The following is a 26,908-nucleotide window of genomic DNA, read 5'->3' as shown; positions in this document are numbered from 1 at the left end:
TTGTCTTTTCAGGTGAATTGCGCAACGAGCCCCGCAGCGCAATCCGGTACTAGATCGATTTCCGGATGGTCGGCCTTTTCAGGTGGCAAGGGAAGCTGATATCACGCGGACTTGGCCCTTCCCTTCATCTGGGTATCCGCCAGATGGTCGCGCCCGAGATCGGCCGTGACCGAAGCGATACCTTTCGGGAACATGACGGGCGCGGTCACGCCGGCCGCGATCACGTCGGGCGTGAGAGCTGAAACCACCGGTTGGCACGGCCTGCGGACGCTTCGAACCCGGCCCCCGAGACCGGCGAGCGGCCTGTCCCACGACTGCATGCCTGATTGTCCGCGCGGGGGCCTCATGGGTTCGGGCAACGCCACAATGCCCTTGCACCGCGTGACCCGGCCGCTTTGAAAGGTCATGGGCAATCAGAATGGAATGGATGCTCATCCTCGCTGCTCCTGTTTCCGATCCGCAGGTTTGGCCTTCCGCGGGCGGAACCAAACGTGCCAAAATGGCATGTAGTTTAACTATACGCATACATAGAGCATTAAACGCAAATATCTACGGATGACTGATGGAAAATGGATGCTTCTGATGCCACGCGACCAGTACCAGACCGTCAAGGAAGTCAGCGACCGCTTGGAAGTCAGCGAAGCGACAGTGCGCGGCTGGATCAAGGACGGAACCCTGCGCGCGATCGATATCGGCAAGGGATGGAGGATCGCTGACCGGGACCTTGAAGACTTCTTGCAGCGCCACGCCACCCGCGCCCGGGATATCGAGCCCTAGGAATGATGTGCAGAACCGCGCGCCAAGGTCGGCGCGAAGGCTGCCATTGCCTGACGTCAATTGCTGGCAACCAATTCGAACCCGTTTCCGCTGGGGCAGCCCTTCCGGGACAAGAGCGAAGCGGGTCGACAGCTGTACATGTCATGGAGGCAAAAGCACGGGTCCAAAAACGACAAAGGGCAGGGCGAGCGTTTCGAGGGCGCAGGAACGGGGGTGGGCAAAGCAAACGTCCAGTTCAGGACAAACACGATGGCTGCGGCCCTTTAACCTCCGGCGAGCTTCGTCCGGATGGTGGGTGGCAGGACAATGATGCTGAAGTTCCGAAATATCCACTTTGACGCCTTCGCGTGCCTTGTCCTTGCGGCAACCATCATCAGCCTGTCAGCCGTTCCCGCGGTAGCGGAGAGCTGGAAAAAACTCGGCTCGCGCAACGTCATGGATCATAGGGAGCGCGACAGAATCCCTGTCGGCGGACGACGCTACGACGAAATCAGGATCTGCGTGAGTGACGCCCGCGTAACGTTCTACGACGTGGACGTGCGCTTTGAAAATGGCGGCAGCCAGAACGTGGTCATTCAGCGCACACTCCGCAATGGTGAATGCACAAGGGCAATCGACTTGCGCGGGAATGACCGAAACATCGACGTCGTCGTGTTTCGCTACGAGACCGGGACGCTGGGTATCGAGCGGGCGAAGGTCACGCTGTTTGGGCGTTGAGTCCGCTTGAGATTTTGCGTCCTGACCTGTCCCTCGTTGAAACCGAGGCACATACCTTTGATGTGCACAGTGTCCTGGTCGCAGCAAATGTTTGGGGCCACGTCGGCAAGGGCATGACGTTCCTCAGTTGCCGCAACTAGCCAAGTACCTCAGAGAAGACCTCTACGGCAAATTCCAGAAGACGGACAGCGCGCTATCTGGGTCCGTAATCCACCTGCTTTTCGCCCGCGGGATTGCCGGCGACCATAGAGCGCGGCGCCACCGGGCGGTTCACGACCGCGCCCGCCGCGATCACGGCACCGTCTCCGATCTCGATCCCGTCGATGACGACCGCTCCCGTGCCGATGGTCACCTGGCGTCCGATCCTGCAATTGCCCGAGATGATGCTGCCCGGATGAATGGTCGAACAGGCCCCGATCATCGTGTGATGTCCGATCGAGGTCCGGCGGCCGATGCGGACATGGGCGTCGATCGTGCTGAAGCCCGCAATTACGGCGCCCATGTCCACGGACACGCCGGCGGCCATCTCAGTGCGTGCCGACACAACCGACGAGGGGTGGACCAGCGTCGCGAAGCCGAAGCCGCGTTCTTCCATCTGCGCGATCCAGTCGGCGCGCCGCGTGGTGCCTAGAGCACAGGCCAAGAGATGGCTGTCCTTCATCGGGTCGATGTCTTCGAACCAGTGAATGGGCAGGTGTAGAATTCGCTCAGCACAGCGCGCGCGGTCGAGATTCTCGACGCAACCGTCGAAGCGAACGCCCTGGCAGGCTTCGAAACTGTCGACGAAGACGGCGGCATAGGGCGTCGTGCCCAGAACAAGGATCGGTTTCATCGGTCTCTCCTTTCACGGGCGAGGGCCAGAAGACGTTCGGCGAGGCGATCCAAAGACGCGCCCTGGGTCATGGTTGCTTCGATCCGGGCGCGGCTGGCTGCCAGCATGGCAAGGCGCCTGTCCTCGTTTCGCGCGAGTTCGGCCAGAAGCGCGGCCATCCCGCTCAAAGGGGCCTCGACATAATCGACGCCGGGGCGCAGCGGATCGGGAAGGCTCAGGGGTTCGCTGATGACGACGGCCCCATTGGCGGCGGCCAGACACCAGCGCATCCACGGCGTGTCCCAGTCGAACTGGTGGACATGCAGCAGCACGCGCGCGCGGTTGATCAACCGTGTCCTGTCTTCCCCCCAGACGGCGCCTTCCGGGACATGGACGGTCAGACCCTGCCCGCGCGCCGTGGCGAACAGGGACTTGAGCGCCGCCTGCCGCCGACGGGATTTCATCGAGCCGATGAACAGAAGGTCGATGTCCCTGTCGAGGCCCAGATCCCGGCCGAAAGCCGGCTGTTGCCCCACGGGCAGGAAGGTCGAAGGCACGCCCCAGTCCGCCAATTGCGCGCGCTTCTGCTCGGTACTGACAAAGACCGCGTCCAGCCAGCCCCGCTCGGTGCCACGAAAGGCAAAACTGGCGCTGTCAATGAAGAACCGCATGTTCGACGCCGAAAGGCCGCGTCCTGCGCGGCGGGCGAGCATCGCGTCGGTCGGCCAGGACAGGAAACGCATCAGGGGGCGGGTCCAGCGACGACCTGTTCGGATGGCGCTGAACCGTGTCGCGCGCCGGACGGTGTCGCAAGGCAATTCGGGCGGCGGTAAAGGTTCAAACAGCCAGGCCGCGACGCCGGGCCTGCCGGACCGCGCCCGTTCGATCCGACCGATCGTGGTACGCTGCGACGAGGGGCCGCCAAGCAGGAGGATCAAGTCCGAGCGCATCGCCTCGGGAGTTGCATCCTCCAGAAAGCGCGCCTGCAACCCGCGCGCTTCAAGTCCGTTTGCCACGGCCTCGCCGACCTCTGGCCGGACGTTGCTGCTGACGATGCTGACTGTCACGCTTGGCATTCAGTTGCCGTTTGCAAGGCCAAGACGACGGCGTGCCTCTGCGGGCGTCGCGAGGGTCCGTCCGGCCAGGCGCGCAAGCGTCGCAGCGAAGTTCGCCATGTCGGGATTTGAAGCCAGCGCGTTCTGGCCGGGCAGGCGGAAATTGTCCTCCACGCCGGTCCGCAGACCGTCAGTTGCGGCCAGCGCCAGAAGATGCGCCTTTCCCTGGGCCGAACCGATGCCACCAAGGCTGACGATCGCGTCCTGCGGAAGATTGGCAAGCACGGCTCCGACCGACAGCGGGTCCGCCTGAAGGCCGGCGACATTTCCAAGGATCACGTTTACATAATAGGGTGGCTCGACCAGACCCTCGTCGATCAGCCGGTGAAGAAATGCCACCATGCCAAGGTCGAAGACCTCCAGCTCCGGCCGAACGCCCGCCTTCAGCATCGACCGTGCCAGCGCGCGGATCGTGTCCGGGCCGTTGATCGAGGGGCCGCCGGCAAAATTCAGCGACGAGAGCGTCAGCGAGGCCATGTCGGGCCGCACCTCCGGCGGCAGCGACAAAACGGCGGCGCGTTCCTCTAGGGTCTGGCCGTGCCGGCCGCTGGTCGACGCAACGATGACCATCTCGGCAGTGTCGGGGCAGTCCCGCAATGCGGCAAAGAGATCGGCGTAGCGCGCAGGATCGTTGCATGCGCGGCCCGCATTGTCACGCACGTGAAAATGTCCGACGGAAGCGCCCGCCGCCACCGCCGCCCGCGAGTCGGCCACGATTTCGGCGGTCGTGTATGGGACCGCGGGATTCCTTGCCTTGTCAGACACCGCGCCTGTGAAGGCCACATTCAACAGGAAGCCCTTCTTCATGGTTCGGGAGCCCGTCAAGCGGCCGCCCTTCTGTCCGCGCACCAGCTCAGGACGGCCCCGGTCACGCGGTGAAGGTCGTCGCCAAGCCCGTTCCACAACGGCAGCCGCAAAAGGCACTCGCCGGCTCGATCGGTCATTGTCAGCGACCCCGAAGTCCGCCCGAACCGCCGTCCGGCAGGCGCCGTATGCAGCGGCACATAGTGCGGTGAGGCCGTGATCCCGTTCCGGGCAAGATGGGCCGACAGGTCGCGACGGGCGGAGGCATCGGGTAGCATCAGGAAGAAGATATGACCGTTGTGTTCGGCGTCTGCCGGCGGGTGGGGCAGTGTGAAATGACCGGCGCCCTCGGCCTCGCGCAGGGCATCCTGGTAGCCTTGCCAAAGGGCGAGTCGTTCGGACCGGATCGCGTCGGCCTGCAGCAGTTGAGCGTGCAGGAAGGCGGCGGTGAGCTCGCTGACGATCTGCGACGAGCCGACATCCTGCCAGCTATAGGCATCGACCTCACCGCGCAGGAACTTGCCACGATCAGTGCCCTTGTCGCGCAGGATCGCCGCTCGTTCGACCAGCGCGGGGTCGTTGACAACCAGCGCGCCGCCTTCGCCAGCGCCGATGTTTTTCGTCCCGTGGAAACTGAAGCCAGCCGCCGCCCCGTAGCTACCGGCCGGGCGTCCCCCGCGTTTCGCACCATAGGCCTGGGCGGCATCCTCTACGATGGCTAGCCCGTGTTCCGTCGCCAGCTTTCCCAGACGGTCCATATCCGCGACGACGCCCGCATAATGGACGACGAAAATTGCTTTCGTCCGTGGCGTGATCGCAGCCGCCGCCGCATCGGGGCAGAGGTTCAGTGTCACGGGATCGATATCAGCAAAAACAGGAATCGCGCCACGCAAGACCACGGAGGTCGCCGTCGAGACGAAGGTGAACGAGGGCATGATCACCTCGTCCCCCGGAGCGAGGCCGATCAGGAGCGCCGCCATTTCGAGAGCTGCCGTACAGGACGGCACGACCGCCGCCCAAGGGGCAGAGACCGTCTCCCGGATCTGCCTCTCACAGGCCTCGCTTTGCGGACCGGGGCCGGAAAGCCGCCCTGTTTCTATGGTTTTTTGAATGAAATCAATCTCATTTCCGTAGATATAAGTCCGCGAGAAAGGAATTGGGCTGGACCCGCCTGTCGTTTCCGGCACGATTGTAAGCCCCCTCCCACACTACCGGTCAGTCTAAGGCGAACGTATTGCTTTGGACAAAATTGCGCAATATCGAGCAGTGCTATCTGAGGGTGCCGCCAGACGAATTCGAACGCGTCTCAGTTCGCCTTGCCCGCGAGTTCCTCCAGGCGGCGAAGAAACCGTGCCACCCGTTTGGCAGGTGGTGTCAGACCAATTCGAACCTGTCTCCGCAAAGGGTGTCTGACGTCAGCGCCGATGGGACAGTTCAGGGAGATTTGACAAGAGAGGGTTTCTGGCACGTCGTCGTCCCAAGCGCGGCGCGCTGGACTTTGTCACTCAGAACTTTTCCTGGGATCAGGCGGTGCCTGCCGGTCAGCTTCGAGTAACGCCGCGCCGGAAAGGCGCGGATCGCTGTCGATCTGGTTCGATCCCGAGACGCAGTGGTTTGCCAAATCGACCGGCAAGCGCGGGCGGCAGCCCGTCTTCCCGGACGCGGCGATCCAGACCTGCCTGATGCTGAAGGCGCTCTTCGGGCGGCCGCTGCGGCAAGCGACCGGGATGGTGGGGAGCTTGCTGGACCTGGCCGGGCTCGATTGGCCGGTGCCGGATTCCAGCACGCTGAGCCGCCGCCAGAAGCATCTGGTCGTCCTGATCCCCTATAGGTCCAGTCGTAGGAGGTCTTATTCTGCGTGATCTGCGTGCCGCTTGGCTGGGTGCGCACATGCTGCTGATCCTTCGCCACGATGTTGCGGATCGTGTCGGAGGCCATGTTCAGCGTGAAGCTCTCGGTCTTGTTCGGCTGGTATTCCCAGGTCCCGGTCTCCCGGACCGATTCCATCGACTTATGACAAACGACAGGCCTCGATGGTTTTGCGAAGTGCTGCGCCGAGCGCTTCCTGATCACCCGACGACAGCGTGATACCGGGAAGCTTGGCTGTGATCGCCCCCTTTATCGAAGGCGACAGGGTCACATCCCCGTCCCGTTCCGCTGCTTGGGCGTACTTCACCTTTGAGAAGAAGCCCCTTGCGCGCGAAAAGCCGATCAACTCATGGGTCTTGACGTCGATAACATCACCCTTTTCATATTCGGGTGCCTTGAATTTGCTGTCCTGTCTGTGCCTCTCCAGCGCCTTGAGAAGCGCACTTCCGAGCGCGTCATCCGATGCCTCAAGACTAGTGACGACGGCTTTGTCGGGATCAGGAATTCGCGCCTTCCCGGTATTCACGCCTGGCACTAGTACAATTTTGTCTTTGTATTCAAATGCCTCCACCAGTCGAACTGAAGCATCGGGATGATACCCGGCTCCAGAGACTAAACCTTTCAGCCACGCTAACATCCGGTACTCTACTAGTAGTCGAATATCGTTAGAACTACACCCCGTTGGGCAACGTAGTCGACCATTTCTTGCAGGACTTCGCTCTGACCTGCCCCGCGGCCCGAAGCGGGTTGTTCCCATTGCCTCCGCCATTGCCGTTGCACCAGCCATTGCCCTGACCGTTATTGCCATTGGCATGACCAAGGCCCAGCCCGTTGCCGTTGGTCCAGCCCCAGGGCTCCGCCGCGCAGTTGGCGATCGGGTCGGGCGTGCCGTCGCCGTCGATATCCTTCGGCTGCTTGACCAGCTTCGAGACCAGCCGCGTGGACCCGGCGAAGACATGCTTCGTCCCCACCTCGCGGTTCCGCATGGTGAAGAACTCGGGATACAGGTCGTCTCACTCTGATATTAAAATATTAACAAACCAACCTCTTACATTACACATTAATACGCATTGCATAATAACAAAAATCCCTAATTGTGCAATGCGGTCACGAAGATGCAAACCTACCATTACCTATAACTCGTCCATCAAACAACGTAAAGACATCACCTCTTAAGTCTACAGGAAATATGTCATAGTGCAAAAACTCCACGCGACACTCCATCGATTCTCCGACCTCCCAATGTACGGTATCGTCAAAGAAAACCTTAACACTAAAGCCTTCAGCATCGGCTTCATTAAATTTAATATGTCCGAGGAACGGTGAATGCCGTATAGCCTCCTTTCTACCTCCTTCCTTTTTTAGTTTTATCTCTGCTTTATATTTCATTCTAGTCCACCAAAACTGGTATTGCTGGGGTCAATAGTGGCAACTCTGGATTCCAAACAACAACACTAGGAACTTTGCCTTCCCTAGTTGCGTCCTCAAAATACGAACCGTTATTCACTACCATAGATGGAGCAGTTGTTGCAACTACCACAAAACCTTCTGGGTGTAGCGCTCTACCTTCAATGGCTGCTCCCAAAGGATCAAGGGCAAAATATTTCCCTTCGCTGCCGTAAGGGCTAGGTGTAAACCTCCCTGCATTGGCGAGAAGTGCGGCCGCCTCCCCAGCTCCAACGGCGCGGAACAACGGAACTCGACCGGGCGGAGGAGCCGGAAGATCCTTGGCACGGATGTCGGGATGCGGGAGCGCTTGCGAAGTCGCACCGTTCCCCGTCATCCAGTTCCACAATCCGGCGGACTGATTTCCGACCCATTGGGCACCGGCAACAACATATGGGGACGACTCTTCAACAATCTCAGTTCCCAAGCCGACAATCGCACCACCCACACCGCCAATCACGCCGCCGCCAACGTAGCCCGCACCAGAGCAGGCCGGGGCACCAACGGTACAAACAGTACCCGCAGTGGCGAGGGTGGTTGATCCCAATGCCGCGCCCCCAAGTGTGAGGGCGGTCAGGCGATCCCAATCGAATTTGCCAACTTCCCGTCCGTCCGGATCAAATAGGACCACTGGCCGTTGATGAGAGTAGCCATACAAGCTCAGATTCATAGGAGAGTAGACACCAGAACCCGAGCCGCTTCCCCCCAAATAGCTCGCCAAGATCGGATCGGGGCTCTGCCACACGCTCGTCCTCGGGTCGTAATACCGCGCGCCGAAGTAGTAGAGCTGCGTCTTTTCATCCAGCTCCTTGCCGGTGAACAGATACGGCGTGCGCTGGGTGTTGGAGTGTTCCTCTACCCAGGTTTCGCCGAAGGGGAAGTATTCCAGGTGCTGGAAGATCTCGCCGTCGGCGTCGGTCACATAGCTCGACGAGCCGAGGTGGTCGGGGTGGAAGTAGTATTGCTGGAACTCGTAAAGCTCGGCGCCCGGCGGGTTGTTGCCGTTGCCGCCGCCGTTGCACCAGCCATTGCCCTGACCGTTATTGCCATTGGCATGACCAAGGCCCAGCCCGTTGCCATTGGTCCAGCCCCAGGGCTCCGCCGCGCAGTTGGCGATCGGGTCGGGCACCCCGTCCCCGTCGATGTCCTTCGGCTGCTTGACCAGCTTCGAGACCAGCCGCGTTGTGCCCGCGAAGACGTGTTTCGTCCCCACCTCGCAGTTCCGCATCGTGAAGAACTGGTTGACATAGGCCGTCTCGCCCTGAGGGCCGCGCTAGCTTCAGTCATCTTGCCGCGATTTGGAGACAACCATGAAGCTATGTTGAGAGAGCTATCCGGTATAGAGAATCTACAAAGCTTGCGTCTGGCGCGTTGATAGGACGTGCATAGTGCGCACCAACATCACTAAAAATACGCCGTGCACATTCTTCGACAGGTAGCCTGGCAAGGGCAGCCGCAAAAATGTAGCTCCAGAAAATATCAAAATGCCCCAAATCACAATTAATGAACCCGTTTCGCTCATGTGCACGGTAAAGTCCATCTGAAGAATTTAGTAGATCGTCGACATGAGCGAGAAAGGAGCAGAATCGTTTCTCTGATAAAGTGTCGAATCCAATAGGAACCAATGACTCTCTTTCCGAATATGGTTCCGAAATCAAAATCATGCTCTTGTCAAGCACATACCCCGGAAGATGAATTCCAAAACTGGCCTGCCCCAGTGTCGCGGGCCCCGGACTTTTTAGAGTATGCCTGACTTTTGGTAGTTTTTCTACAAATTCGGAAGACTGCTTTACTGCACTCAGAAACCTTTCGAAACGTTCAGATTGCAAGCGCACCAGCACATAATACGCCCCGAGAGATTCCGACCGGTTAGCCCGCTCAAGCGAAAGAAACGCATCGCGATAACGGTATCGGAGGCTCGCCCTTTTCCATTTCAGCGGGCGATCTTTCACAAAGCGACTAAGAGGGACAGAGTCGGTCATTGAACTGACATTTGCTCCATCAGGTCGTTCACGACGTTCTCTTTCACGCGATTGCGCTCTTCCGGGTCAGCGATCCTTTTGATAACGGAGAGGTTGATGATCTTTTCATCATTCTTGTCCCCCCAGAGCTCCCAGCGGATTACCACTTCCCCCTCCATCTCGGAAAGACCTTCCAATCCTCCTTGTGGAAGCTCTCTGCCCTCCAGATCGATATCAGATTTGAGTGTTGCGTCGAAATACAGTTGCGCAAGGGCTGTACCGGCTTCGAGCACCTTCTTCCCAGATGGCGCCTTTCGGAAAGGATCCAACGCCCTGCCAGCTTTGCGGACAAGTGATTTCCTTTTGTCCTCGTTCTCACGCCATTTGATTTCCGTCAGATAATAGGTGCCGTCCTTTACTGATACAACGTCGAAACGGCGGCTTTGTTGCGTAAATCGGGTGGAGGATTCACCTTGTGAATTCAGTCTGTTAGCCGGGCGGGATGAGCAGGCCGAAGCCTCCAGTCTACCGAACCACGAACTGGCATGACCATGACGCCGCGCCGGCAAGTCGCGGATCGCTGTCGATCTGGTTCGATCCTGAGACGCAGTGGTTTGCCAAACCGACCGGCAAGCGCGGGCGGCAGCCCGTCTTCCCGGACGCGGCGATCCAGACCTGCCTGACGCTGAAGGCGCTCTTCGGGCGGCCGCTGCGGCAAGCGACCGGGATGGAGGGGAGCTTGCCGGACCTGGCCGGGCTCGATTGGCCGGTGCCGGATTTCAGCACGCTGAGCCGCCGCCAGAAGCATCTGGTCGTCCTGATCCCCTATCGTCCGAGCGCGGGTTCTTTGCACCTGCTGATCGACAGCACCGGTATCAAGGCTGGGGGTGACGGTGAGTGGTTGGCCAAGAAACATGGGCCCTCCAAGCCGCGAGAATGGCGGAAGGTGCATCTCGGCATCGACGCCCAGCTTAACGTCAATCGGACAGCAAGCCAGCCTCAGAATCGGAGCGGCATGTGTTGACAGTGTGGGGGGCAAAATGGGGGATGGAGCCGAGTAACATCGGTCCAAGTTCATGATAAATATTACTTGATTGATCTTCAGTGGCGGAGGGAATGAGTCATCGAAAATCTCGGCTCAGAGTCCCGCAGTCATGCGCTGGCAGAACTGCACGAGATCGCTCGTCTTCAAGCGATTATTAATCATTTTCTCTCGGTTGCGTCCGTTCGGAACTTCCCAAAACCGGGGCGCTGATCGCCGCTTGGATTCCCCGCCGTCGCCAAACCAGACGCAATGCGCGGACTTGCGCAACTAACTGACTTGCCTCGCATTTTCTTTCACGCCTTCGTTCGGACGCAACCACACCGAGTTGCTTAGATGGAGTAAGACATGAAAAGCAATTGCCTGACGCAGAAAGAACTCGCCGACCGCTGGACCATCTCGCACCGTACCCTGGAACGGTGGCGGTGGGCGGGAGAGGGCCCTGCGTACATGAAGTTGGGCGGACGCGTCGTGTACCGCGTCTGCGACATCGAGGCGTTCGAGCAAGAGGCTATTCAATCCACGGTTGAGCAGCGTACCTCGGCTCACTAACACCACCACCAAGCTGAGGTTCAATTGTCAAATTCCCCGCGGTCGGAAAGAAGACACTCCGACCGCGATCCTCCTCGGCTCGCCGATCTATGACGCTACGCAACTTCAACAATATCCGGGTAGGCCTGGGCGATACGGTTCAGTACTTGCGAGACCTCGCTACCGCGATCGCTGAGAGTGATTACCAAAGTGTCGATGGGCCGCGTCATGGCCATTAGGCACCAGGTCCATGCCGCACGCCGCGCTCTCACCTCCGGCTCTATCGCGCCTCCTAGCGAAGATGGCTCCGCGAGTGCGTCTCGGTACTTGGCCGCCCACAGATCGTCCAGGGCGTCGAGAACTACCACCCAGCCCTCTAGACCTCGGCAAGATTCGTATTGAACGATACGGTTTTCTTTTGTTGACCTAGGAAAATCACGCCGAGCAACTGGATCCACGCCATCCCAAACAGACAGGCCTCGTTCTCCCATCGCCGCGCCAAGAACGCTGACCCGCCGGTTGCCACGCGTTACTACGCCTGCAGACGGGACGCAGTAAAGGCAATCGATCGGCTCGCAGCCATCGCTGCGCGCCTTTGCCAAGAGTTCTTCGTGCAGGTCCGGCATCTCTTTGAAGGCACCATCTCGGATGATCACTCTACCACCGGCTGCCTCCGAATTAGGGATAATTTTCCAGTTGAGCCCGGCTCGCTCCGCGACAATATTTGCAAATTGCCCTAGGTTTCCCTTCATCCGTAGGCATTCTTGAAGTGGGAGCTTCTTCGTTCCCTTGCGGTCGCGAACAGAGGACCGCCAATCTGTTGCTTTGCCCCTCACGAGCTGTGACATTCCATCAGCCAAAGAAATCGTATTTCCGCCGTACAATCGGACAAGAAGATCGGCTTCGGCTTGTGGCCAATCCTGCGCTTCGTCGATGAGGATTGCATCATAGTCGAACTCTTCGAAGTTCGTTGACTTTGCCAGTGCAATGTCTTCGTCACTCAAAAGCCCGTTTTCGAATAATTCTAGAGCTTTCTCACACTGCTCGCCGTAACGATCGAATTCAAAGTCTTTATCCTCGCCAATGGCGCCAAGCCTACGCAACCAAGAGTATACGAATGACATGACGGTCCGGGCATCGACACCCCCACAATCACCGCTGCTGGGAACTCCCAGCAGCGCCAAAACCCTCTGAATGTCGGCTGTTAAGGCGTGGTTGTATGTGAGAAAGAGTGAACGCTTCGCATGGGACCTGAAGGCCTCGTGCGCCGCCTGTGCCAAAAGAACGGTCTTTCCGGTCCCGCCCTCGCCGCGTAGATGAACGCGCTCATCGCCTATTAGGCCAGCTATCTCAATTGCCTCGGGCGGCCTAGCGGCAATTCGATCCATCTTCTTGCGGTCGAGGTTGGAAGGTACAACCTGCCTAAAGATCGAGGCCGAAAGAATAGACTCCATCGCCTCGGGCTTGGCGGACGAGATGGTGTACTCGTTTCCAATTTCTCCGATGCCATGGATGCCTACCATCGAGCAAAGCAAGCCGCCGAAATCAAAGTTCGCCGCGACAGCGCCGGCATCCGGCACTTGGCGCCCTCGATCTCTCGGAAGTTCATTGATGCCCGTGAGGAGTACGGAGCGATAAACCCACGGATTCTGACGTGTCAGATCGCTGAAGTAGCGTTTTAGCGCCTGCGCCTGGGCATCGTTTTGATCAGTCGCACTCTTCGAGCCCTCCTTGTAGGATACGCTAACGCCCCCGTTGCTTATGCTGAGTCCACTGGCGTCATGTCCCTTGACCTCTATGGCGGCCACCAAGGACAGAACACGGATCTTTGCGCCGGCGACTCTGCGCCCATCCTTGTCCTTGAGGGTAGATTTCGGTACGAAGTATCGTCCCCGGGCGAATTTGGCGGCGATAACGACGTCGATGTCACTTACCTTGTAGCCGGCTAACTTGGTATTGGCAGCGATTTTCACGTGATCTTGCTCGGCGGGCGAATCTTCAATGCCTGGCCAATAAGAAGCTAAGGCGGACCTTATCTTCAGCGCAGCTTCGTATTCGGGGCTTCCGCCATGTCCGATGACTTCGATCACGCGCGGAGCTCCATGTAGTAGACTGCCGGCCGGGCAGTGAAGTCGCGGACGTCGACGCACGTGGCCTCGATGCCCCTAGCACGCAGTTCATTCCGTGCATCGGTCTGCTGCGGCTGCCACAAGCCCTCACGCGTGTGCCACAGCGGATGCCCGAGGATAAGAGCCTTGGTGCCGGAAACGATCGCAGTGAGACCTTCTGCGTAGTCAATCTCGACGGGGAGGCCCGTGCTATCGCAAAACTTCTTGAACGATTGTGCGGCCCGGTCCTCTGGACCACCAATCCACCTGCTCGTGTCCAAGCCGCGACCAAGCGCTAGGTCCGCGAGGTCAAGGGCGAGGCGCCAGTCCAACAATCCGTGTATGAAGCGGTTGGCATAGCTTCTCAGGCAATCTGGGCATGAGCAGTCGCAGTCCCGCGAATGCGCGTCGTCCTGCCAAGTTCGTCCAACCCCATCATCGCCGTCCAAGAAGCGCTCGAGTGAGCGCCTCATGTTTTCGGGCTTCGCCGCCCAGCGTGAATACCCGGCACCGTTCTCTAGCTTGTCCGCGATGAAAACCTGCTCGGTTTCACAAGCACGTCCATCAAGCTTCAATCGTTGGCGACCAGAACGAAACTCCTCCGGGTCGATGTCCAGCTCGGTGGAAACGGCAAGCTTCACGAACTCCGCGAAAGAGGCAATCGCCGGCCGAGCGGATCGTTGTTCGACAACGTCAAGTACACCCCCGTTTCCGATGTCCTGAGCGCCGTCAAAATAGAAGCTTAGCACGTCGGTCGTGAAAACGGCCCCGATTGCTCCTCGATCGATTACCTCCCCTCCGTCGCCGGTGAACATGTAGTCGTCCCGGTAGAGCGAGCTATCACGGACGGTCACCTTGTCATAAGGTTCCTGCGTGAACTCGTAGAGATCGCCGCCATTGTCGTTGATCAAGGCAACTTGCCCCTGGCCGAGCGCGAGAAGCATAGGTCCACAACTGGTTAATGGGTCGTAGGGCTGGTCGAACGCGCGCACAGGTGGCGGGAGCGCGGGGCCGCGCTGACGTTGGCCATCGTAGTCCCGGGCTTTCCAGTGCGCCATGAATCCTTTCGGCTGGTACAGTGGGAATGTCTGCGCAGGATTTCCGCACACATGGCAGGTCTCGGCATTGCCTTGTGCAATGGTTCCGCACGCTTTTTCCGTGCATCTCCAGTAAGGTAAGGATGCGCCAAGCGGGGCGGCTTCGTTCACAACGCCCTGGTGGCCGTCTCTACGGAAGACAAACCCGCAGGCCGTGTAGAGCCTCTTGTCCTTTGGAATCTCGGCGCCCGGTGCAAAGGCCCAGATAGCATGGTCAAGCGGTCGATCGCTGATTACGGTGTCTTCGGCCCGGTTTGCCTTCTTGTCCCAGAAAAGGCTTCGAACCTGCGTCGGGAAGCCAAACATCGGAAGCAAGCCAGCAACTGCCAGTCGGTGGCTCAGTTCATCTTGGATGAATTGGCTGCTCTGAACACACTCGCCGATCTTGGTGATTAGTTGATTTCGAAGATACTGCTCGATTGCGTCAACTTGGGCCGGGCGTTCAAGTGGTGTGTAGGCGCAAATCCTCTCGACGATTTCCTTGACCTCCGGCGACGTGGCCAACCAGTTCGCAACGTCCGCGTGGTAAACCGGGAACCACTCGTCGACCCTTCCAAATGCGCCGTGCGCGCTCTCCGGGGTCCTTCCAGGCGGTTGAGCAAGGCTATTGAAAGCGCGCCTCAACGCTTCTGCGGCTGCCACCCGCTTGATGATCTCTGGACGCGATAGATCTAACTCGGGCTGGGGAGGAATATCCCCTGTCATGCGTTCCGGGTTGTTGAAGTAGTAATCATCATGAGCTGCGCCTCGCGAAATCGTCACGGCATATGAGAATGCCTGCCCGGCTCGACCAGCTCGACCAACACGTTGCTGATAGTTGAACCTCTGAGGCGGCATGTTGGCCATCATGACGAGTTTCAGGGAGCCGATGTCGACGCCGACTTCCATGGTGGTCGTGACCGACAAGGCGTCGAGACCATGCGTAATTTCGTGCTCCTCACCGACGAACGCTTCACCCTTGAACAGGCGCTGTCTCTTTCGCTGCTTCGACATTGGCTTAGTCTGTCCGGTCAACTCCTCCACCGACAGGCGATGGACAGGTTCCCTCGACACCCAGGCGTAGTAGTCTTCGCCTGGATTCGGGACCTCTACGAAATCCCGCGACGCACAATGCGGGGTCGTGCAAATATTCAGGGGAACCACCATCGTCGACTTGGCACAGGTCGCACATCTTTTCAGAGCGCGTTCGCCCCTTGGAACAAGCTTCAATGGGAACGACGCATGTCGTCCAATCGCCAAGAGCCATTGGTCGGTCAGCGCGTTCTTCTTGCGCAGGAGCTCCTTGATCGCTTCAGCGAGCTCCGCGGGTTGCCTGTTCGCCAAGGGCGCGAGTTTCTCAAGGTATTCTTTGACTTGGGTGGGCGGGTTCGTCGAGGAACGCGTTCTTTCGCCCTCGAGGAGACGTGCCTGCCCGAGGATCCTGATGACGTTGCCAACGATGCCCCTAGCCAACGCGTCGTCCATGCCAAGCTCTTTGCCGCAGTCAGAGTCGAGGTCGATCGTTGCCGTACCCATCGACTCGAGATCGCGTCCAGCTTGGTCAAACAGCGAGGAAGCAACTGTCCTCGACAAGTGCGCCATGAACTCGCGGCGGCCGTCGCTCGCCGCCGTTGCATCAAGCGTCGCCCATGTTGCGCCCTCTGGCGGATCGAAGAACTTCCACCACGGGGTGCCATCGCCATCGGGGCGGTCGGTAGCGCGACTGGCATCCGTGCCAGCGGGGTTTTGGCCGAGAGCCACTAGGGAATCACGAAGCGCGACCATCAAGGCAGGCCAAGCTATGGCTCCGGACCCAACAGCCGCGTCGTGCTTGGCGATCAACTCCCTGTCGGCCTCCTCGTCGACTCCGAACTCGATCTTCACCGAGGCGTCATAGATACCGGGTGTCTTCTTGTTCGCGGCTTCGCGTTGCGCGATGGCATCCGGATCACCGCTCTTGACGGCTTGGATGATCTTCCGGAGTTCGGCCGAAGTGGGTACGTTCTCCTCAGAGAACTGCTTGAAGACGAGCTGCCGCACCAGGTCGCGGAAGTGATGCAGTTCGAGGCCGGCCGCCAAGTCGGCGGCATCGTCTCGGCTATCCGTGAACGCAATCATCTTCTCGGCAGCCACGCCGTCACCGGTCGACAGCATCGCGCGATCGGCGATCAGCTGGGTCGTAACGTTCAAGCCGGTACGGAGGCCGCGAATCGGGGTTTGAACCGTGCCCCTGTAGAATGCCTTCAGGTCCCGTTGATTGCGTGAGCTATAAGAGCTCAAGCAGTGAGGGCACGTCTCAGGGAGACCAGCGACGGTGAGACCCTCGGGTAGGTTCGACGGCGCAGCTAAAACGACTCCAGTCGGATCGGGGTCGCCAGGCACAAGTAACCCTAGATTGTAGTCCAACCGGGCTGTTTGGAACTGGAATTTTCCGGAACCATTCCCGCTTGGAAACCCATGTGTCCAACTGGACGACCCTGCAGGTATTCGGCCACCCGGCCAATACCACCTGAACTCATCATGTGGTCGCTCATAAACCATTCCAGGATAGCCGCCACCCTCGACCGACTTGGTTGCCTCGAGAAAGATCTGGTCTTTCAAGGTCGGGCTGCTGGACGGGACCACGAACCCCGCTAGGAAGGCTTCTCCACAATCGTAACAGTACAAGAGTTCCAGAACTTGGCCGCCACACTCGCACTTCAATGCGGGTGACTTGAAGAGCCGACCGATCCTCCGCTCCTTCGACCGGTATTTCTCCTCGACCTCCGAGCAATCCGGGTTCGAACAAGCCCAAACCCCCTGCACTTGACGCATGAACATGTGCGATCGGAAGGTCGGCTTTGGGTTCTCCCAGCTCCCGCGGTCCTCATGAGTTGCCGCTATCATGATTGCATCAAGAAGCTCAGCCGAGCTGCTCGGGCCGAATAATGTACTCCCTATCCGAGAAAGCTTCGCGGGCCGGACTATAGAGACAGCTTCTGCTTCGCCCCCCGCCGGCGCGACGGTTAAACCAGCAGCTTTGCAAGCGGCTGCAAGAGCAGTCCGTGGTGAAAAATTCTGGCATACATTTTTTGAAGCGGCCTTTACCTTCTCTAATTCTCCCGAGTTCAGATCGATCAGGTTTTCTTCGAGGACATCCGTTTTTACCGGAAGGTTCATGGAGAATTCGTCGGGTTTGCCCGGTAGGATCGCGAAGGTTTTTCGGTCGACCCCGAAGAACTGCTCCAAGTACTCGATACCGCTATCGGGGTCCAAGGATGCGCTTGTGCCGATGCAGCGCAACTGGCACGAGTCAGGGCCAAGTCCAAGCCGATCGAGGAGGTTGCGCACGACCAACGCAACCTCAGTTCCCTGCGTGCCACGATAGCTGTGCAATTCGTCGACGACCAAGCTGAAGTGATTGGCTTCGTCGGCCTCGAGCCACTCGCGCGTCTTCTCGAAAATGGGATCTTCGACGTCACGAAGAAGCATGATGTTCAGCATGCTCGTGTTCGTGATCAGGATGTCAGGCGGCGCCGAGATCATGTCCCAACGCGTCAGCATCTCCCCGCAGTACGGGTCTTGGAACTGGCTGGCCGCATCAAGGATCTCCGTCGACGACTTGCCGGATACTTTGAGCGACTCCCTGAGTTCCCTTGCCTCTTTTGCAATTTCACGGATCTCTTTCGCGACCTTGTTGATCTTTCCCCGATCGTTTGACTTCAGGGACGCTGGCGGAACGTAGGTCTCACCAAGCGTCGCGCCGGTATACCTACCGAAAAAGAAGACTGGATCACCGGTCTCCTCGATCGCTCGCATGGCCGAACGCCTAAGGCGCGAAATTTGGTCTTCGACCAAGGCATTGGTCGGATACAGCACTAGGGCGCGAATGGCTGCATCCGACGGATCCCTGGCTAGCGCTCGGCTGTGGCTCCAAGCCTTGTCGTGTCGCTCGAGGTCTTTTTCCCACCAAGGTTTCATGGGGCCCCGAGTGCCCTTCTTGGTCCGCTCTTCCAATATCCCTGCCAAGACGGGGAGGAGGAAGCTCTCAGTCTTTCCCGAGCCGGTACCGGACGTAACCACAACGTTTCGTTGTCCCAGTCCGTTCCCGGACATAGCAGCGACGAGCGCTTCCGCTTGGTGCTGCCTCAGCTTAATCGATTGATCAGAGCCGAATACCAGTGGACCTAATCGCGATGCAGTTTCACTCGAGAGCCCGGCGCGTTTGCAGGCCTCTTCTATGGCTTCAACTGATGGGTACTGCGGAACGGCTTCCAAGAGCGGTTCCTGTGCCATCACGCCAGACGCTTGTAGGAGCTCGCGGCGTTCGGCCATGATGCCATCATCCCGCATCCAGAAAGCAGAATCGTAGTATTTCAGGTAGGCTTCTCGAATGTAGTCTTGAACTCGCGTCGGGGTGGCTTGCCTCATTCGATCAGCTTCCTTGAATAGAGATTAAACAGCACTGCTTGGCCGATTTCCGGCCGGACGTTTTCATAAATGGTCAACCCACTGTCATCCTTGCGCGGAAGACGACCACTGCAGGCCACCAACGCACGGGCGAGCAAGCCGACTGGCTCCGCTCCCCGCGTCGAAGTAAACTCGCGGGACTGTTCATTGTAGCGATGAAGGCGGCTACCACGCTGCCTTGCAGCTAGCAGCTTGATGACCTGCTGTGGTCCCATGAACTCACGGCCATCGGCGCCCCGGTAAACATAGACTCGCCCAGCGTGATCAAACCGGTAGGCGCCTTCGCCAGATATCGCCTCCGCGCGGCGCCAACGAGCGCCTTCGATGTCGAAAAACTGCAGGTGGCGGGGAGATGCGCCCGTTGAAATGGGTACTAATGAAGCCTCGAGCCCCGGGAGCGAGGTTATCGCTCTCACCAAGTCAAGTGCCGGTTGCTCGACGATCGAGAACGACCTTCCGAGGGGGTCTTCCAGGGCCCCTATACGTTCGGCGAGGTCGCCAAGATCGACGTTTCGAAAACCGATGTGACGTGGCGCGCCTTCTTGTTCAATGACCGAGGCGGTCCCACCCAAACCAACAAGCTCTTCTAGTGCCAAGTCGATAAGTGGATCACACCGAAATCCGGAGAAAAAGCCTTGGCCGTCCTCAGTCGCACATACTGCTGGTGGGGGCACGCTCCATTTCTTTGGGCGATGTGTCCCTGGCGCGTAAGATACATCGATCAAACCCAGAGATGCCCACGCGCCCGCCATCTCACCCAGTGTCCAAGGTGGGATGTCTTGACCGACAAGAAGCCTGTCCATGCGACCCCAGGACCCCGAGCCCAAGAAGCAAAGCGCGTCGAAGAGCAGGTCGAAATCAAGGTCGACCGCTTTTGGTGGTCTATCCCATTTCCCACGCGTGCTTTTGTGGGCGATGGGAGAACGCACCTCCTCCGGTTTCTTCTTTTTCCGCCCACGATTTCTTGCGATGACCGCGAGATGGCAGTCGACGCATTCCATCTTAAGCGGCGTGCTCATTACTTTCCTCAGTCCGGATGCTATCGCTTCGACGGGGGCAGATTCGCACCTCCAAATATGGTGCCCGCGGGCGGCACAGGACTGTGATTGAATGGCGACAACGTCTTCGTCTGCAAAGCCGTTTTCTTCGTCATCCAACACACCGTCGGCAATCGGAACCTTCTCCATACCATCCGCGTCTACTTTCGCGTGGTGCTCTACTGCTGGCGGTTTCGGGGAAACGATGAAGCCACGGATCATGCAAGGAAAGCCCTCCGCGGGAGGCTCTTTCGCTGAGAATACCTCCCCATGCGCGAGGCGGCCGACCATTTGGCGGTCAAGGGGACGCGCCCGTTCAGCAGAACGCAATACAACGAGGGTTTCGGCCACCTGCTTGGTACCGGTGTACCCACGCACGGTGTAACTCGCATCGCCGAGATCTTGCATTGGAAGGCTGCAGATACGCGAGTCAGATCGGGACTCTCGGGCCAACTGCAGGCCACCAATACTTGGCCTCTGTGCTTCCAGCCGGGTCGGGCCGCTATCGGTTACAAGGTCGACTGCTGGCGGTGCTTTTGAATGCCAAACTCCGCGAGCAAGCTGCAAGCCGCCAGAAATGACGAAACCCGCGCCCTCGGACATCGGAATTAACGGCTCCAAGTCCGTGTCAACCTCCCAGTCTGCTGCCCGAATTATCCGTACGTCCTTGTATAGCCGCCATCCGTCTGGAATACCGTCAAGTTCTTGCGAGGTAAGGTATGTCGCCTCACCTGTCGACGTGGCGGCGAGCAAGTTCTCCAGCGCTTCTACGAGGGTTTTCTTGTTGCGCACCAGCACGATAATTTCCGTTCCGATGCTGACCCTAGCGATCTCTGTCCAATATGGTCCCTCGCTCGACTTGGTTAGCGGGATCACGAGGCCAGAACTCCACCTAAGGTGATAGCTACTACCATTAAGGGAAATGCTGGAAGCTAGACCCGAGTTATTGCGCCCCATCGGGTTTGGTGAGATCGTGGCGAAAGCTCCAAATGTGGAATTGGATATGTCAAAAGAGTTTCCCGCGGCGTCCACTAAGCCGGTAACGGGTTCGCTCAATTCCATACTGCGACCAAGGTGCAGCGACAGCCTTTGCTTTGGAAAGGATGGCAGGACTTGCGCGACAAGGGTCAGTCGACGGGAGTGTTCCTTGGCTTGGCCTGTGGGCGAACCAAGGATATCGTTGGACCAATCTTGGAACTCATCGATCGCGATCTCACAGACACGATCACGTAATTCTTTCTGTTCCCAGGCCTTGCGAAGTCGCGCCGTGGAGTTGCTCGACCGGATCCAGTCGTCGACATAGGGATAAATATCGGCGACCGTTAGACGATCCCCGTTAGAGAACCCATAGGTATCGAACAGGTCGTGCATCGCGGCGCGATCCGTGGACCGCACGATCGCTTGCGACATAGCTAGCCCGACGTACTTCCAGGTACCGCGTGCTGAAGCCGTCGGGCGACCAAGCTCGTAATCATTCTCGGCCAGCCAAGTCTCCAGAAGACGCCAGAAGAGCTCGGTTTGCTTGCCTTGGTCGCGAAGATTTCCAGACGAACCCCCGACGAGGCTCGCCAACCGCGGGTAGTATGCGTTCGCCGCATATTCGCCGTCGTTAGCCATGAGCTCTGCAGCATGGGACATCACGTGCAATAGCGCGAGGAATGGAGGCGGGCCAACCATACCTTCGGAGGCCCACCGGCGGGCCTCTCGGCTCACTGTCAAGAACGGGTTTCGCCCCCTATCGAGCGCATCCCCGACGAGGCTTGCGCATAGTTCTTCAACACTGTCCTCGTCGACCCCGAGCCGCTTCGCGATCTCTTGGGCCTCTTGGACATCAAACGTGAAATAAACCGCTCGCCCGGCGTACTTGCCAGACAGCATTACTTCGAAAATTGCCTCGTTCGCATCTTTCAACGATGCGGTGGTTACGGAAGCGTCCATCGCCACATCGTTCAAAAGGCCTCGAAAACTGTCAAGATGGGAAGAAGCCTCCGCAGCGGCATCTGGCACGGCTCAGGTGCCCGCTGAGAGCAGCTGGCAGGGATCCCCAGCCGAACGGTCGCGCGACTGCGGCTAGGCTCAGACCTACAAAAAGGACGACAAGACATGCCGCCACGCTGCGGTGCACGGTCGTGCAGGAATATGGCGCATGATGGTCAATGATGTGTTAATTGGCGGCCCATCAATGCGGGCAAGTGGGGATTGATTAACAGCGCGCTCGCCTTACGTCCTCCGCCAGCTATCCGGCCTGTGCATTCCCGCCCCGTTTGAAATAACTGCACCGGGCGCTCACTGGGCAGGAAGTACAGAGCGGACTGCGTGAACGGCATATGAGTGCTGCGAAATCCAGTACGGCCCAGTTCACCTCTCGCGGATCTTGACGCACGAGCCAGTGGGCAGCTTCTTGCAGCCATTTGTCATGTCGGATGTCAGCGAGCTTCCGTGGGCGAACGAACCGCTCGATCACGCGGGCCATGTTCACGTCAAGCAAAGGTGCAGGCTGTCCGTGTTGGAATTGCATGATCGCATTGGAAACATATTGCCCGACCGCAGGGATCTGGCGATGTTCCAGGGGATCAGATGGGAATTGTCCTTCTTTCTCAGCAGCATACTTCGCAATACCAAGGAGGGACTGAGCCCGGCGACGCCACAACCCAAGAGGCCTAAGGAATTCCTCCAGGTCTTCGACATTGGCCGAGGCAAGCTGGCCCCAGCTGGGATATTTTGCAACGAAAGCTTCGAAAAATCCTGCCACGGCCGCGGCTGTCGTGCGCTGGAGGAGGACCTCGACGACGACCTGCTGGTATGTGTTGGCCTCGCTCGAGCGCCAAGGGAAGTCCCTGCCATTAACCTTCGCCCAGTGCTTCAGGTCCTTTGCTAGCCTAGTCAGCTTGCGCTTCTCGCCAGGTGTAACATGGTCAGGAGAGGGCATGAACTTCTGGTGGTGGGAAGAGAGCCCCGAGCTTGTCGGGGTGAATTTTGAACAGGTAGCCGTGGTCACGCGCGCGCGTCTCGGACTTCTTGTGGAGCGCATAGTCGACCGTGATGACGCCCGCTTCGACGAGTGCGACGAAGTTTGCAGTCATTGGTCGACGCGTACGCTGAACTTCGACGTAGTGGAACTCCTCGTCTTGGCCAGCTCCTCGGCACATCGCCCGAACCCAGAACGTCTGGCGATGCTTCGCTGCCAAGTCACTTTTCAGAACAGGGATTTCCCAGGTCACGTCATGGATCACAGTACGCGTTGATGGGCTATGGTAGACCTGGCGAAGCCAATCCTTTTCCGCGTCGATGTCGAGCGCGAGACCAAGCGAATTTGGCCCAAGCGCAGAAAGCGTGTGATAAAGCGAAAGGCGTCCGCCACTATCGACATAGCCACGGGCTTTGAGAAGGCCGAGAGCATTCCCGACCGGGCTCAACTTCCAGTTCGGGACTTTTGAAAACAATGTGGAGCGACTCTTGTCGGCACCAATCCGACTGCGCTTGGCCTTGATCTCGATCCCCTTATAATCGGGGGCTTGATTCGAATTCGCGGAGATTCCGAGCATTGTTTCAAGCGTGAAGCCGATCCCGGTGTCTCCGGGACGGAGCGTTCGCAAGTAACCCTTGGACGATATCTGTCGCAGAAGGCCGAGCAATTCGCTCGCCACCACATCACCCTGATCAGCGCGGTCGACCAACTTCCGGAACGGCGATCCAGCGTCATCCAGCGACACCTGCACGGACGGATCACTCATGTTCAGGACGTACAACGTGCCGCCGATCACGGTTAGGGCCAGCAAGTTGAAAGCACTGGCGTAAGAACGCACGGGATGTCCCAGCCAGATCCTGGGATCCCCGTTCTTTGTGGTCGGCCGGTAAAGCGAGACCTGCGATGGCTCCAGCGAATGCGGCCTCACGAGATAAGCTTGCTTCAGGACCTTGTGATCTTGCCCCTGAGCTTGCGTCGCGTAATCATGGTAGCCACGTTCCGCGAGGTATTCCCGCAGGCCGTCCGTCGCATCGAATATCGACTTCTCAAGGCCGGTCGGTGTTGGCACCAACAAGGCCGCCTCGATAGCGTGCCTGGTCAGCATCTCCAGCGCCGTCGCCGCTGGAAAGTCGGCCTTTGCCAGCATCGCCTATCGCATCCTCAAGCAAGAGCTTGAAGTGCGCGCCGACCCGCTCGGCCAACCCAACTGGAACGGCATTACCAATTTGCGTGTACTTGGGCACTTCACGGTCAAAGATGCCTTCTCTTGGGTTGCCAGCACGGCGGATACCGCCGGTCGTTCGCTTACCCATAAATCTGTACCAGTCCGGGAAGAGTTGCAACCTTGCCCACTCGCGAACCGTGAGGATGCGCGGCTGTGAATAATGGACATAGTCGTCGGGCATCGAAGTCGCAGTGATCGTCGGGCGCCCGTTACCCCAGGTCTTGGGAAGAACCTTCTGCGCAAACTTCTTCGTCCGTGCTCCCTCGGGGATCTCCCCGCCGTTCTTGATCATGTAAGAGAACTTGTCGACGATCCGCTTCGCGTGTTTCGAGTACTCGTGGTCCGTCAACTGGCCACTCCGTTCCTCGTGGGCAGGCGGCGCGGCCCGCAATTTCTCCTGAATTGAGGACTGCGGAGCGCGCGGGTACTCGCGGGTTTCGAATTTGCCTTTCGGGAAATCTTGCTTCTCGAGAGCGCGCTTAATCGCCGGATCGACGAGGTCGCCGAGCAGCTCCTCGATTCCCGGGGCTTCTGAAGGGTCACCTTTCGGCAGGAAGCCACATTTAACTGCATCCTCATCATCGGCAGAAAGGTCAACGAGCGAGCTGGCCTTGACGATATCTTCCCGAATGCCGACGAGCAGGACGCGCGGGCGGTTTTGCGGAACGCCGTAGTCCGATGCCTTTACGAGCGTGTAACGCACGTGGTACCCGGGGATCTTGCGGAATTCACCCCATACGTCGGGCCAAATCATATCATCGCCGTCTCGGGTCCATTTCGAGGTCAGAATCCCCCGAACATTCTCAAATAAGAAGATCCGTGGGCGCAACCTGCGGATAATTTTCGTCATCCGCCCAAAAAGCTGGTTCGAGGGAAGGTCCTTCTTGTCGACAGCGTAGGATCGGCGATGGCCGATACCAGAATAGCCTTGGCATGGGGGGCCACCGGCAAGCAGGTCGAGGTTGCCCTTGTTGCTCGCGCTTTCCGCCTCCGCCAAGTCGGGGAGCGTTAGCCCTAGCGCCGAGAGATCAGCCACCATCTTCTCGAGCCGCGGGCCTTGCAGCTCATTGGCATCATTGCAGTGAAGGTGGGCCTGATCGGCGAACGGTTTGCCACCGACTTGGTGGTGTCGATTGGCAAGATAGGTTGCCATCGCATCAGGGTTGAGTTCGTTTACGAAGACCGGCGTGAAGCCGGCGTTCTCCATGCCAAGCGATAATCCGCCGCAACCGGCAAAGAGGTCTACCATGGCGAATGGGATTTGCGACGTGTTTTTCATGAGTCTTTGAACGCTCAGTTTGGAGTGGCAGTCAGCGCGACCGTGCACGATTCAGGCGGCAAAGTCCAGGGGCATTCAACTTTGTTCCACGACACCTTGCTGCAACTGTGGGTGCGGCGGCTTGGAGTTGTCTAGCATTTTGCAGTGGATCCAAAGGGGCCGAAGAAACCCACACCAGAGGCTCGCCAGGTCGTCAGTGAGATACGAATCACGAACGTCTCGCACAGGAAGCGCGTCGTTCTTGACCGGAGTGTCGGGGTTCACTCACAAGCCCGCGCCTGTTCCCGCATCACGGCGTAGTCGACCATCATCTCCGCGATCGCCGAGCCCTCTGGCAGCAAGGTGAGTTCCTCGGCCGCGCGCGCCTGGAATTCCCGGCTGTACCAGACGACGGGCAGACATGAACCAGAGCTGCCACCGTCAGAACTGACCGTCGCGCAGCCGCTCAGCCAGATCGTCGCGAGAACGAGGCCGCCGCGCCGCAGCTTCGAGCATCCGCCTCTGTAAGTCATCAGTTCTCTCCATCGTCTCGAGCCGCTCGACCAGCCGGCCGGCCCGTTCACCTGAGCGGCGAAGGGCCAGCAGGAACAGACAGATCGCGAGCGCGGTGACGCCGTAGCGAATCTCCGCGCGCGCCCATGCCGATCCGACGAGCGCGGCGAGGAGCCCGCCGATCACCGCCGCCCCCGCTTCCAGTCATCGAGACGCGCGTAAATCGTGACCGCGATGCCGCCGAGCGCCACGGCGATGAACACCCAACGCAGGGTGTCGAGATACGGCACAAGCGGCAGGATTGCGGATTGCGTCTCCGCCAGCGCTTGCTGGGCCACCTCCACGCCGGCTGCGCCAAGCGTCGCCACTCCGGCTGCGCCACCCCCCTTCATGGTGCGGCTGTCAGCTAGAACCTCGCGCGCTGGAGGCGTTTCCGCCGCGAAAGCCGTCCCACGGACCGGGAATCGCTCGCCCCACTGCCGCGCGGGCCCGAGGTCAACATGGATGAACCCGGAGCGTGGGTAGAAGCCGAAGCCGAGGAACCCGACCTCCCGCGCCGCCGCCTCGAACGCAGCCGGGTCGTGGTTCGCCATGGCAATGTCGAAGGCGGCGCCGTCGAGGTGCTTGGAGCGGGTGGCGCCGTCGACAGCGCGATTATGCTCGGGGCTGCGATAGGCGGAGCGGACGATCAGCGGCTTGCCCAGCCGGTCGCGCAGCGCCTGCAGCTTGTCGAGTGCCGGTTCGTTGATGAGCAACTTGCCGGTGCCCCGGCAGGCGATCTCTGCCGGGCTGAAATTTGGCCAGCGCCAGGCTTTCTCCGGCACATCGCGCCAGTGGTCATAGTAGGTCGTGGTCATGGGGATCCTCCAGAAACAAAGAACCCGCCTCGCGGGCGGGTCTGGTGGTGACGAAATCGCTGCTCGGTCGGGTCAGGGGCTTCCGCCGAAGATCTTCAGCTTCAGCGCGATGCCGGCGAGAAGCGCGAGCATGATGCCGGTGGTGATGAGATGGACGGCTGTCTGCACGGCGGTGCGGCGGACGAAGCGGATGCAGTCGAGCAGCGAGCGGAGATCGCGGATGTCGAGGGCGGCGTCCTTGCCGTCGATGCCGGCATCGGCGAGCGCACGCTTCGCCCCCGCCTCAGCAGCTTCGGACAGGAGTGCGCTGAACTCGGCCTCCGACATCCTGAGCTCACCCTTTT

Annotated in this window: 23 protein-coding genes and 2 pseudogenes; 5 read left to right on the top strand and 20 right to left on the bottom strand. The window is 59.2% G+C overall.

Annotated features, from left to right (window positions below):
* Positions 1-101: 101 nt before the first annotated feature.
* Entirely contained in the window at positions 102-248 is a 147-nt protein-coding gene (locus OEW28_RS10475; RefSeq protein WP_263734706.1) for a hypothetical protein, read from the bottom strand.
* Positions 249-555: 307 nt separating this feature from the next.
* On the opposite strand from OEW28_RS10475, the gene OEW28_RS10470 reads away from it, so the two are divergent.
* Together OEW28_RS10470 and OEW28_RS10465 are read left to right on the top strand one after the other, a co-directional pair.
* Complete coding sequence (locus tag OEW28_RS10470) at positions 556-777, top strand: helix-turn-helix domain-containing protein (RefSeq protein WP_263734705.1); 222 nt, start codon at positions 556-558, stop codon at positions 775-777.
* A 306-nt stretch (positions 778-1,083) separates the two neighbouring features.
* Positions 1,084-1,494 (top strand): DUF2541 family protein, encoded by a 411-nt coding sequence (locus OEW28_RS10465; protein ID WP_263734704.1) that lies wholly within the window; start codon positions 1,084-1,086, stop codon positions 1,492-1,494.
* Between the two features lie 193 nt (positions 1,495-1,687).
* Here the strand turns inward: OEW28_RS10465 and OEW28_RS10460 are convergent, their stop codons facing one another.
* Genes OEW28_RS10460 through rffA form a run of 4 tightly spaced genes read right to left on the bottom strand, consistent with a single transcriptional unit; the run spans position 1,688 to position 5,411 of the window.
* Complete coding sequence (locus tag OEW28_RS10460; protein WP_263734703.1) at positions 1,688-2,326, bottom strand: acetyltransferase; 639 nt, start codon at positions 2,324-2,326, stop codon at positions 1,688-1,690.
* A complete protein-coding gene (locus OEW28_RS10455) occupies positions 2,323-3,381 on the bottom strand; it encodes a glycosyltransferase family protein (protein ID WP_263734702.1) in 1,059 nt (352 codons plus the stop codon). The genes OEW28_RS10460 and OEW28_RS10455 overlap by 4 nt, the downstream gene beginning before the upstream one ends.
* Positions 3,382-4,227 carry a beta-keto acid cleavage family enzyme gene (locus OEW28_RS10450; protein WP_263734701.1) on the bottom strand — a complete coding sequence of 282 codons (846 nt, stop codon included), beginning with the start codon at positions 4,225-4,227 and terminating at the stop codon, positions 3,382-3,384.
* A gap of 14 nt (positions 4,228-4,241) precedes the next feature.
* On the bottom strand, positions 4,242-5,411 hold the full coding sequence (gene rffA, locus OEW28_RS10445) for a dTDP-4-amino-4,6-dideoxygalactose transaminase (protein ID WP_263734700.1): 1,170 nt from the start codon (positions 5,409-5,411) through the stop codon (positions 4,242-4,244).
* A 330-nt stretch (positions 5,412-5,741) separates the two neighbouring features.
* Between rffA and OEW28_RS10440 the strand changes: the two are divergent.
* Positions 5,742-6,065: pseudogene (locus OEW28_RS10440) on the top strand (transposase); the annotation flags it as partial.
* A 170-nt stretch (positions 6,066-6,235) separates the two neighbouring features.
* Here OEW28_RS10440 and OEW28_RS10435 read toward each other — a convergent pair.
* The 6 genes from OEW28_RS10435 to OEW28_RS10410 form a co-directional block, all read right to left on the bottom strand.
* A complete protein-coding gene (locus tag OEW28_RS10435; protein ID WP_263734699.1) occupies positions 6,236-6,730 on the bottom strand; it encodes a hypothetical protein in 495 nt (164 codons plus the stop codon).
* Between the two features lie 34 nt (positions 6,731-6,764).
* Positions 6,765-7,079 carry a hypothetical protein gene (locus tag OEW28_RS10430; protein ID WP_263734698.1) on the bottom strand — a complete coding sequence of 105 codons (315 nt, stop codon included), beginning with the start codon at positions 7,077-7,079 and terminating at the stop codon, positions 6,765-6,767.
* A gap of 121 nt (positions 7,080-7,200) precedes the next feature.
* Positions 7,201-7,482: a hypothetical protein gene (locus tag OEW28_RS10425; RefSeq protein WP_263734697.1), complete on the bottom strand. Its 282-nt coding sequence runs from the start codon at positions 7,480-7,482 to the stop codon at positions 7,201-7,203.
* A gap of 1 nt (position 7,483) precedes the next feature.
* The gene (locus OEW28_RS10420) at positions 7,484-8,752 is read right to left on the bottom strand and encodes an RHS repeat domain-containing protein (protein ID WP_263734696.1); all 1,269 of its coding nucleotides are present in this window, start codon (positions 8,750-8,752) and stop codon (positions 7,484-7,486) included.
* A gap of 103 nt (positions 8,753-8,855) precedes the next feature.
* A complete protein-coding gene (locus tag OEW28_RS10415; protein WP_263734695.1) occupies positions 8,856-9,521 on the bottom strand; it encodes a hypothetical protein in 666 nt (221 codons plus the stop codon).
* On the bottom strand, positions 9,518-9,793 hold the full coding sequence (locus OEW28_RS10410; RefSeq protein WP_263734694.1) for a hypothetical protein: 276 nt from the start codon (positions 9,791-9,793) through the stop codon (positions 9,518-9,520). Before OEW28_RS10410 ends, OEW28_RS10415 begins: the two co-directional genes overlap by 4 nt.
* A gap of 209 nt (positions 9,794-10,002) precedes the next feature.
* Between OEW28_RS10410 and OEW28_RS10405 the strand changes: the two are divergent.
* Positions 10,003-10,470: pseudogene (locus OEW28_RS10405) on the top strand (IS5 family transposase); the annotation flags it as partial.
* Positions 10,471-10,890: 420 nt separating this feature from the next.
* Positions 10,891-11,094, top strand: coding sequence for a helix-turn-helix transcriptional regulator (locus tag OEW28_RS10400; protein WP_263734693.1), 204 nt, complete (start codon positions 10,891-10,893; stop codon positions 11,092-11,094).
* Positions 11,095-11,189: 95 nt separating this feature from the next.
* Here OEW28_RS10400 and OEW28_RS10395 read toward each other — a convergent pair whose 3' ends face one another.
* The 9 genes from OEW28_RS10395 to OEW28_RS10350 form a co-directional block, all read right to left on the bottom strand.
* Positions 11,190-13,163 carry a DEAD/DEAH box helicase gene (locus OEW28_RS10395; RefSeq protein ID WP_263734692.1) on the bottom strand — a complete coding sequence of 658 codons (1,974 nt, stop codon included), beginning with the start codon at positions 13,161-13,163 and terminating at the stop codon, positions 11,190-11,192.
* Complete coding sequence (locus OEW28_RS10390; protein ID WP_263734691.1) at positions 13,160-18,667, bottom strand: DEAD/DEAH box helicase; 5,508 nt, start codon at positions 18,665-18,667, stop codon at positions 13,160-13,162. The genes OEW28_RS10395 and OEW28_RS10390 overlap by 4 nt, the downstream gene beginning before the upstream one ends.
* Positions 18,664-21,750 carry a hypothetical protein gene (locus OEW28_RS10385; protein ID WP_263734690.1) on the bottom strand — a complete coding sequence of 1,029 codons (3,087 nt, stop codon included), beginning with the start codon at positions 21,748-21,750 and terminating at the stop codon, positions 18,664-18,666. Before OEW28_RS10385 ends, OEW28_RS10390 begins: the two co-directional genes overlap by 4 nt.
* A 229-nt stretch (positions 21,751-21,979) precedes the next feature.
* Positions 21,980-22,672, bottom strand: coding sequence for an HhH-GPD family protein (locus tag OEW28_RS10380; RefSeq protein WP_263734689.1), 693 nt, complete (start codon positions 22,670-22,672; stop codon positions 21,980-21,982).
* The gene (locus tag OEW28_RS10375; RefSeq protein ID WP_263734688.1) at positions 22,659-23,858 is read right to left on the bottom strand and encodes an MvaI/BcnI family restriction endonuclease; all 1,200 of its coding nucleotides are present in this window, start codon (positions 23,856-23,858) and stop codon (positions 22,659-22,661) included. Before OEW28_RS10375 ends, OEW28_RS10380 begins: the two co-directional genes overlap by 14 nt.
* A complete protein-coding gene (locus OEW28_RS10370) occupies positions 23,758-25,215 on the bottom strand; it encodes a DNA cytosine methyltransferase (RefSeq protein WP_263734687.1) in 1,458 nt (485 codons plus the stop codon). Before OEW28_RS10370 ends, OEW28_RS10375 begins: the two co-directional genes overlap by 101 nt.
* A gap of 260 nt (positions 25,216-25,475) precedes the next feature.
* Complete coding sequence (locus OEW28_RS10365; RefSeq protein WP_263734686.1) at positions 25,476-25,727, bottom strand: hypothetical protein; 252 nt, start codon at positions 25,725-25,727, stop codon at positions 25,476-25,478.
* Between the two features lie 162 nt (positions 25,728-25,889).
* Positions 25,890-26,564: a YcbK family protein gene (locus tag OEW28_RS10355; protein WP_263734684.1), complete on the bottom strand. Its 675-nt coding sequence runs from the start codon at positions 26,562-26,564 to the stop codon at positions 25,890-25,892.
* Between the two features lie 72 nt (positions 26,565-26,636).
* The gene (locus OEW28_RS10350) at positions 26,637-26,891 is read right to left on the bottom strand and encodes a DUF6127 family protein (RefSeq protein WP_263734683.1); all 255 of its coding nucleotides are present in this window, start codon (positions 26,889-26,891) and stop codon (positions 26,637-26,639) included.
* Between the last annotated feature and the right edge of the window lie 17 nt (positions 26,892-26,908).

Origin of the sequence: Albidovulum marisflavi (genome assembly GCF_025751435.1) — a bacterium.
Lineage (GTDB): Bacteria > Pseudomonadota > Alphaproteobacteria > Rhodobacterales > Rhodobacteraceae > Albidovulum > Albidovulum marisflavi.
The sequence above is the reverse complement of the archived record's forward strand: the minus strand, read 5'-3'. Positions and strand labels throughout refer to the sequence as shown.

Excerpts from the sequence above, each read along its gene's own strand:
- OEW28_RS10470 (WP_263734705.1), top strand. The coding sequence starts at position 556 with ATGACTGATGGAAAATGGATGCTTCTGATGCCACGCGACCAGTACCAG.
- OEW28_RS10465 (WP_263734704.1), top strand. The coding sequence starts at position 1,084 with ATGATGCTGAAGTTCCGAAATATCCACTTTGACGCCTTCGCGTGCCTT.
- OEW28_RS10460 (WP_263734703.1), bottom strand. The coding sequence starts at position 2,326 with ATGAAACCGATCCTTGTTCTGGGCACGACGCCCTATGCCGCCGTCTTC.
- OEW28_RS10455 (WP_263734702.1), bottom strand. The coding sequence starts at position 3,381 with ATGCCAAGCGTGACAGTCAGCATCGTCAGCAGCAACGTCCGGCCAGAG.
- OEW28_RS10450 (WP_263734701.1), bottom strand. The coding sequence starts at position 4,227 with ATGAAGAAGGGCTTCCTGTTGAATGTGGCCTTCACAGGCGCGGTGTCT.
- OEW28_RS10435 (WP_263734699.1), bottom strand. The coding sequence starts at position 6,730 with ATGTTAGCGTGGCTGAAAGGTTTAGTCTCTGGAGCCGGGTATCATCCC.
- OEW28_RS10430 (WP_263734698.1), bottom strand. The coding sequence starts at position 7,079 with ATGCGGAACCGCGAGGTGGGGACGAAGCATGTCTTCGCCGGGTCCACG.
- OEW28_RS10425 (WP_263734697.1), bottom strand. The coding sequence starts at position 7,482 with ATGAAATATAAAGCAGAGATAAAACTAAAAAAGGAAGGAGGTAGAAAG.
- OEW28_RS10415 (WP_263734695.1), bottom strand. The coding sequence starts at position 9,521 with ATGACCGACTCTGTCCCTCTTAGTCGCTTTGTGAAAGATCGCCCGCTG.
- OEW28_RS10400 (WP_263734693.1), top strand. The coding sequence starts at position 10,891 with ATGAAAAGCAATTGCCTGACGCAGAAAGAACTCGCCGACCGCTGGACC.
- OEW28_RS10390 (WP_263734691.1), bottom strand. The coding sequence starts at position 18,667 with ATGAGGCAAGCCACCCCGACGCGAGTTCAAGACTACATTCGAGAAGCC.
- OEW28_RS10380 (WP_263734689.1), bottom strand. The coding sequence starts at position 22,672 with ATGCCCTCTCCTGACCATGTTACACCTGGCGAGAAGCGCAAGCTGACT.
- OEW28_RS10375 (WP_263734688.1), bottom strand. The coding sequence starts at position 23,858 with ATGCTGGCAAAGGCCGACTTTCCAGCGGCGACGGCGCTGGAGATGCTG.
- OEW28_RS10370 (WP_263734687.1), bottom strand. The coding sequence starts at position 25,215 with ATGAAAAACACGTCGCAAATCCCATTCGCCATGGTAGACCTCTTTGCC.
- OEW28_RS10365 (WP_263734686.1), bottom strand. The coding sequence starts at position 25,727 with ATGACTTACAGAGGCGGATGCTCGAAGCTGCGGCGCGGCGGCCTCGTT.
- OEW28_RS10355 (WP_263734684.1), bottom strand. The coding sequence starts at position 26,564 with ATGACCACGACCTACTATGACCACTGGCGCGATGTGCCGGAGAAAGCC.
- OEW28_RS10350 (WP_263734683.1), bottom strand. The coding sequence starts at position 26,891 with ATGTCGGAGGCCGAGTTCAGCGCACTCCTGTCCGAAGCTGCTGAGGCG.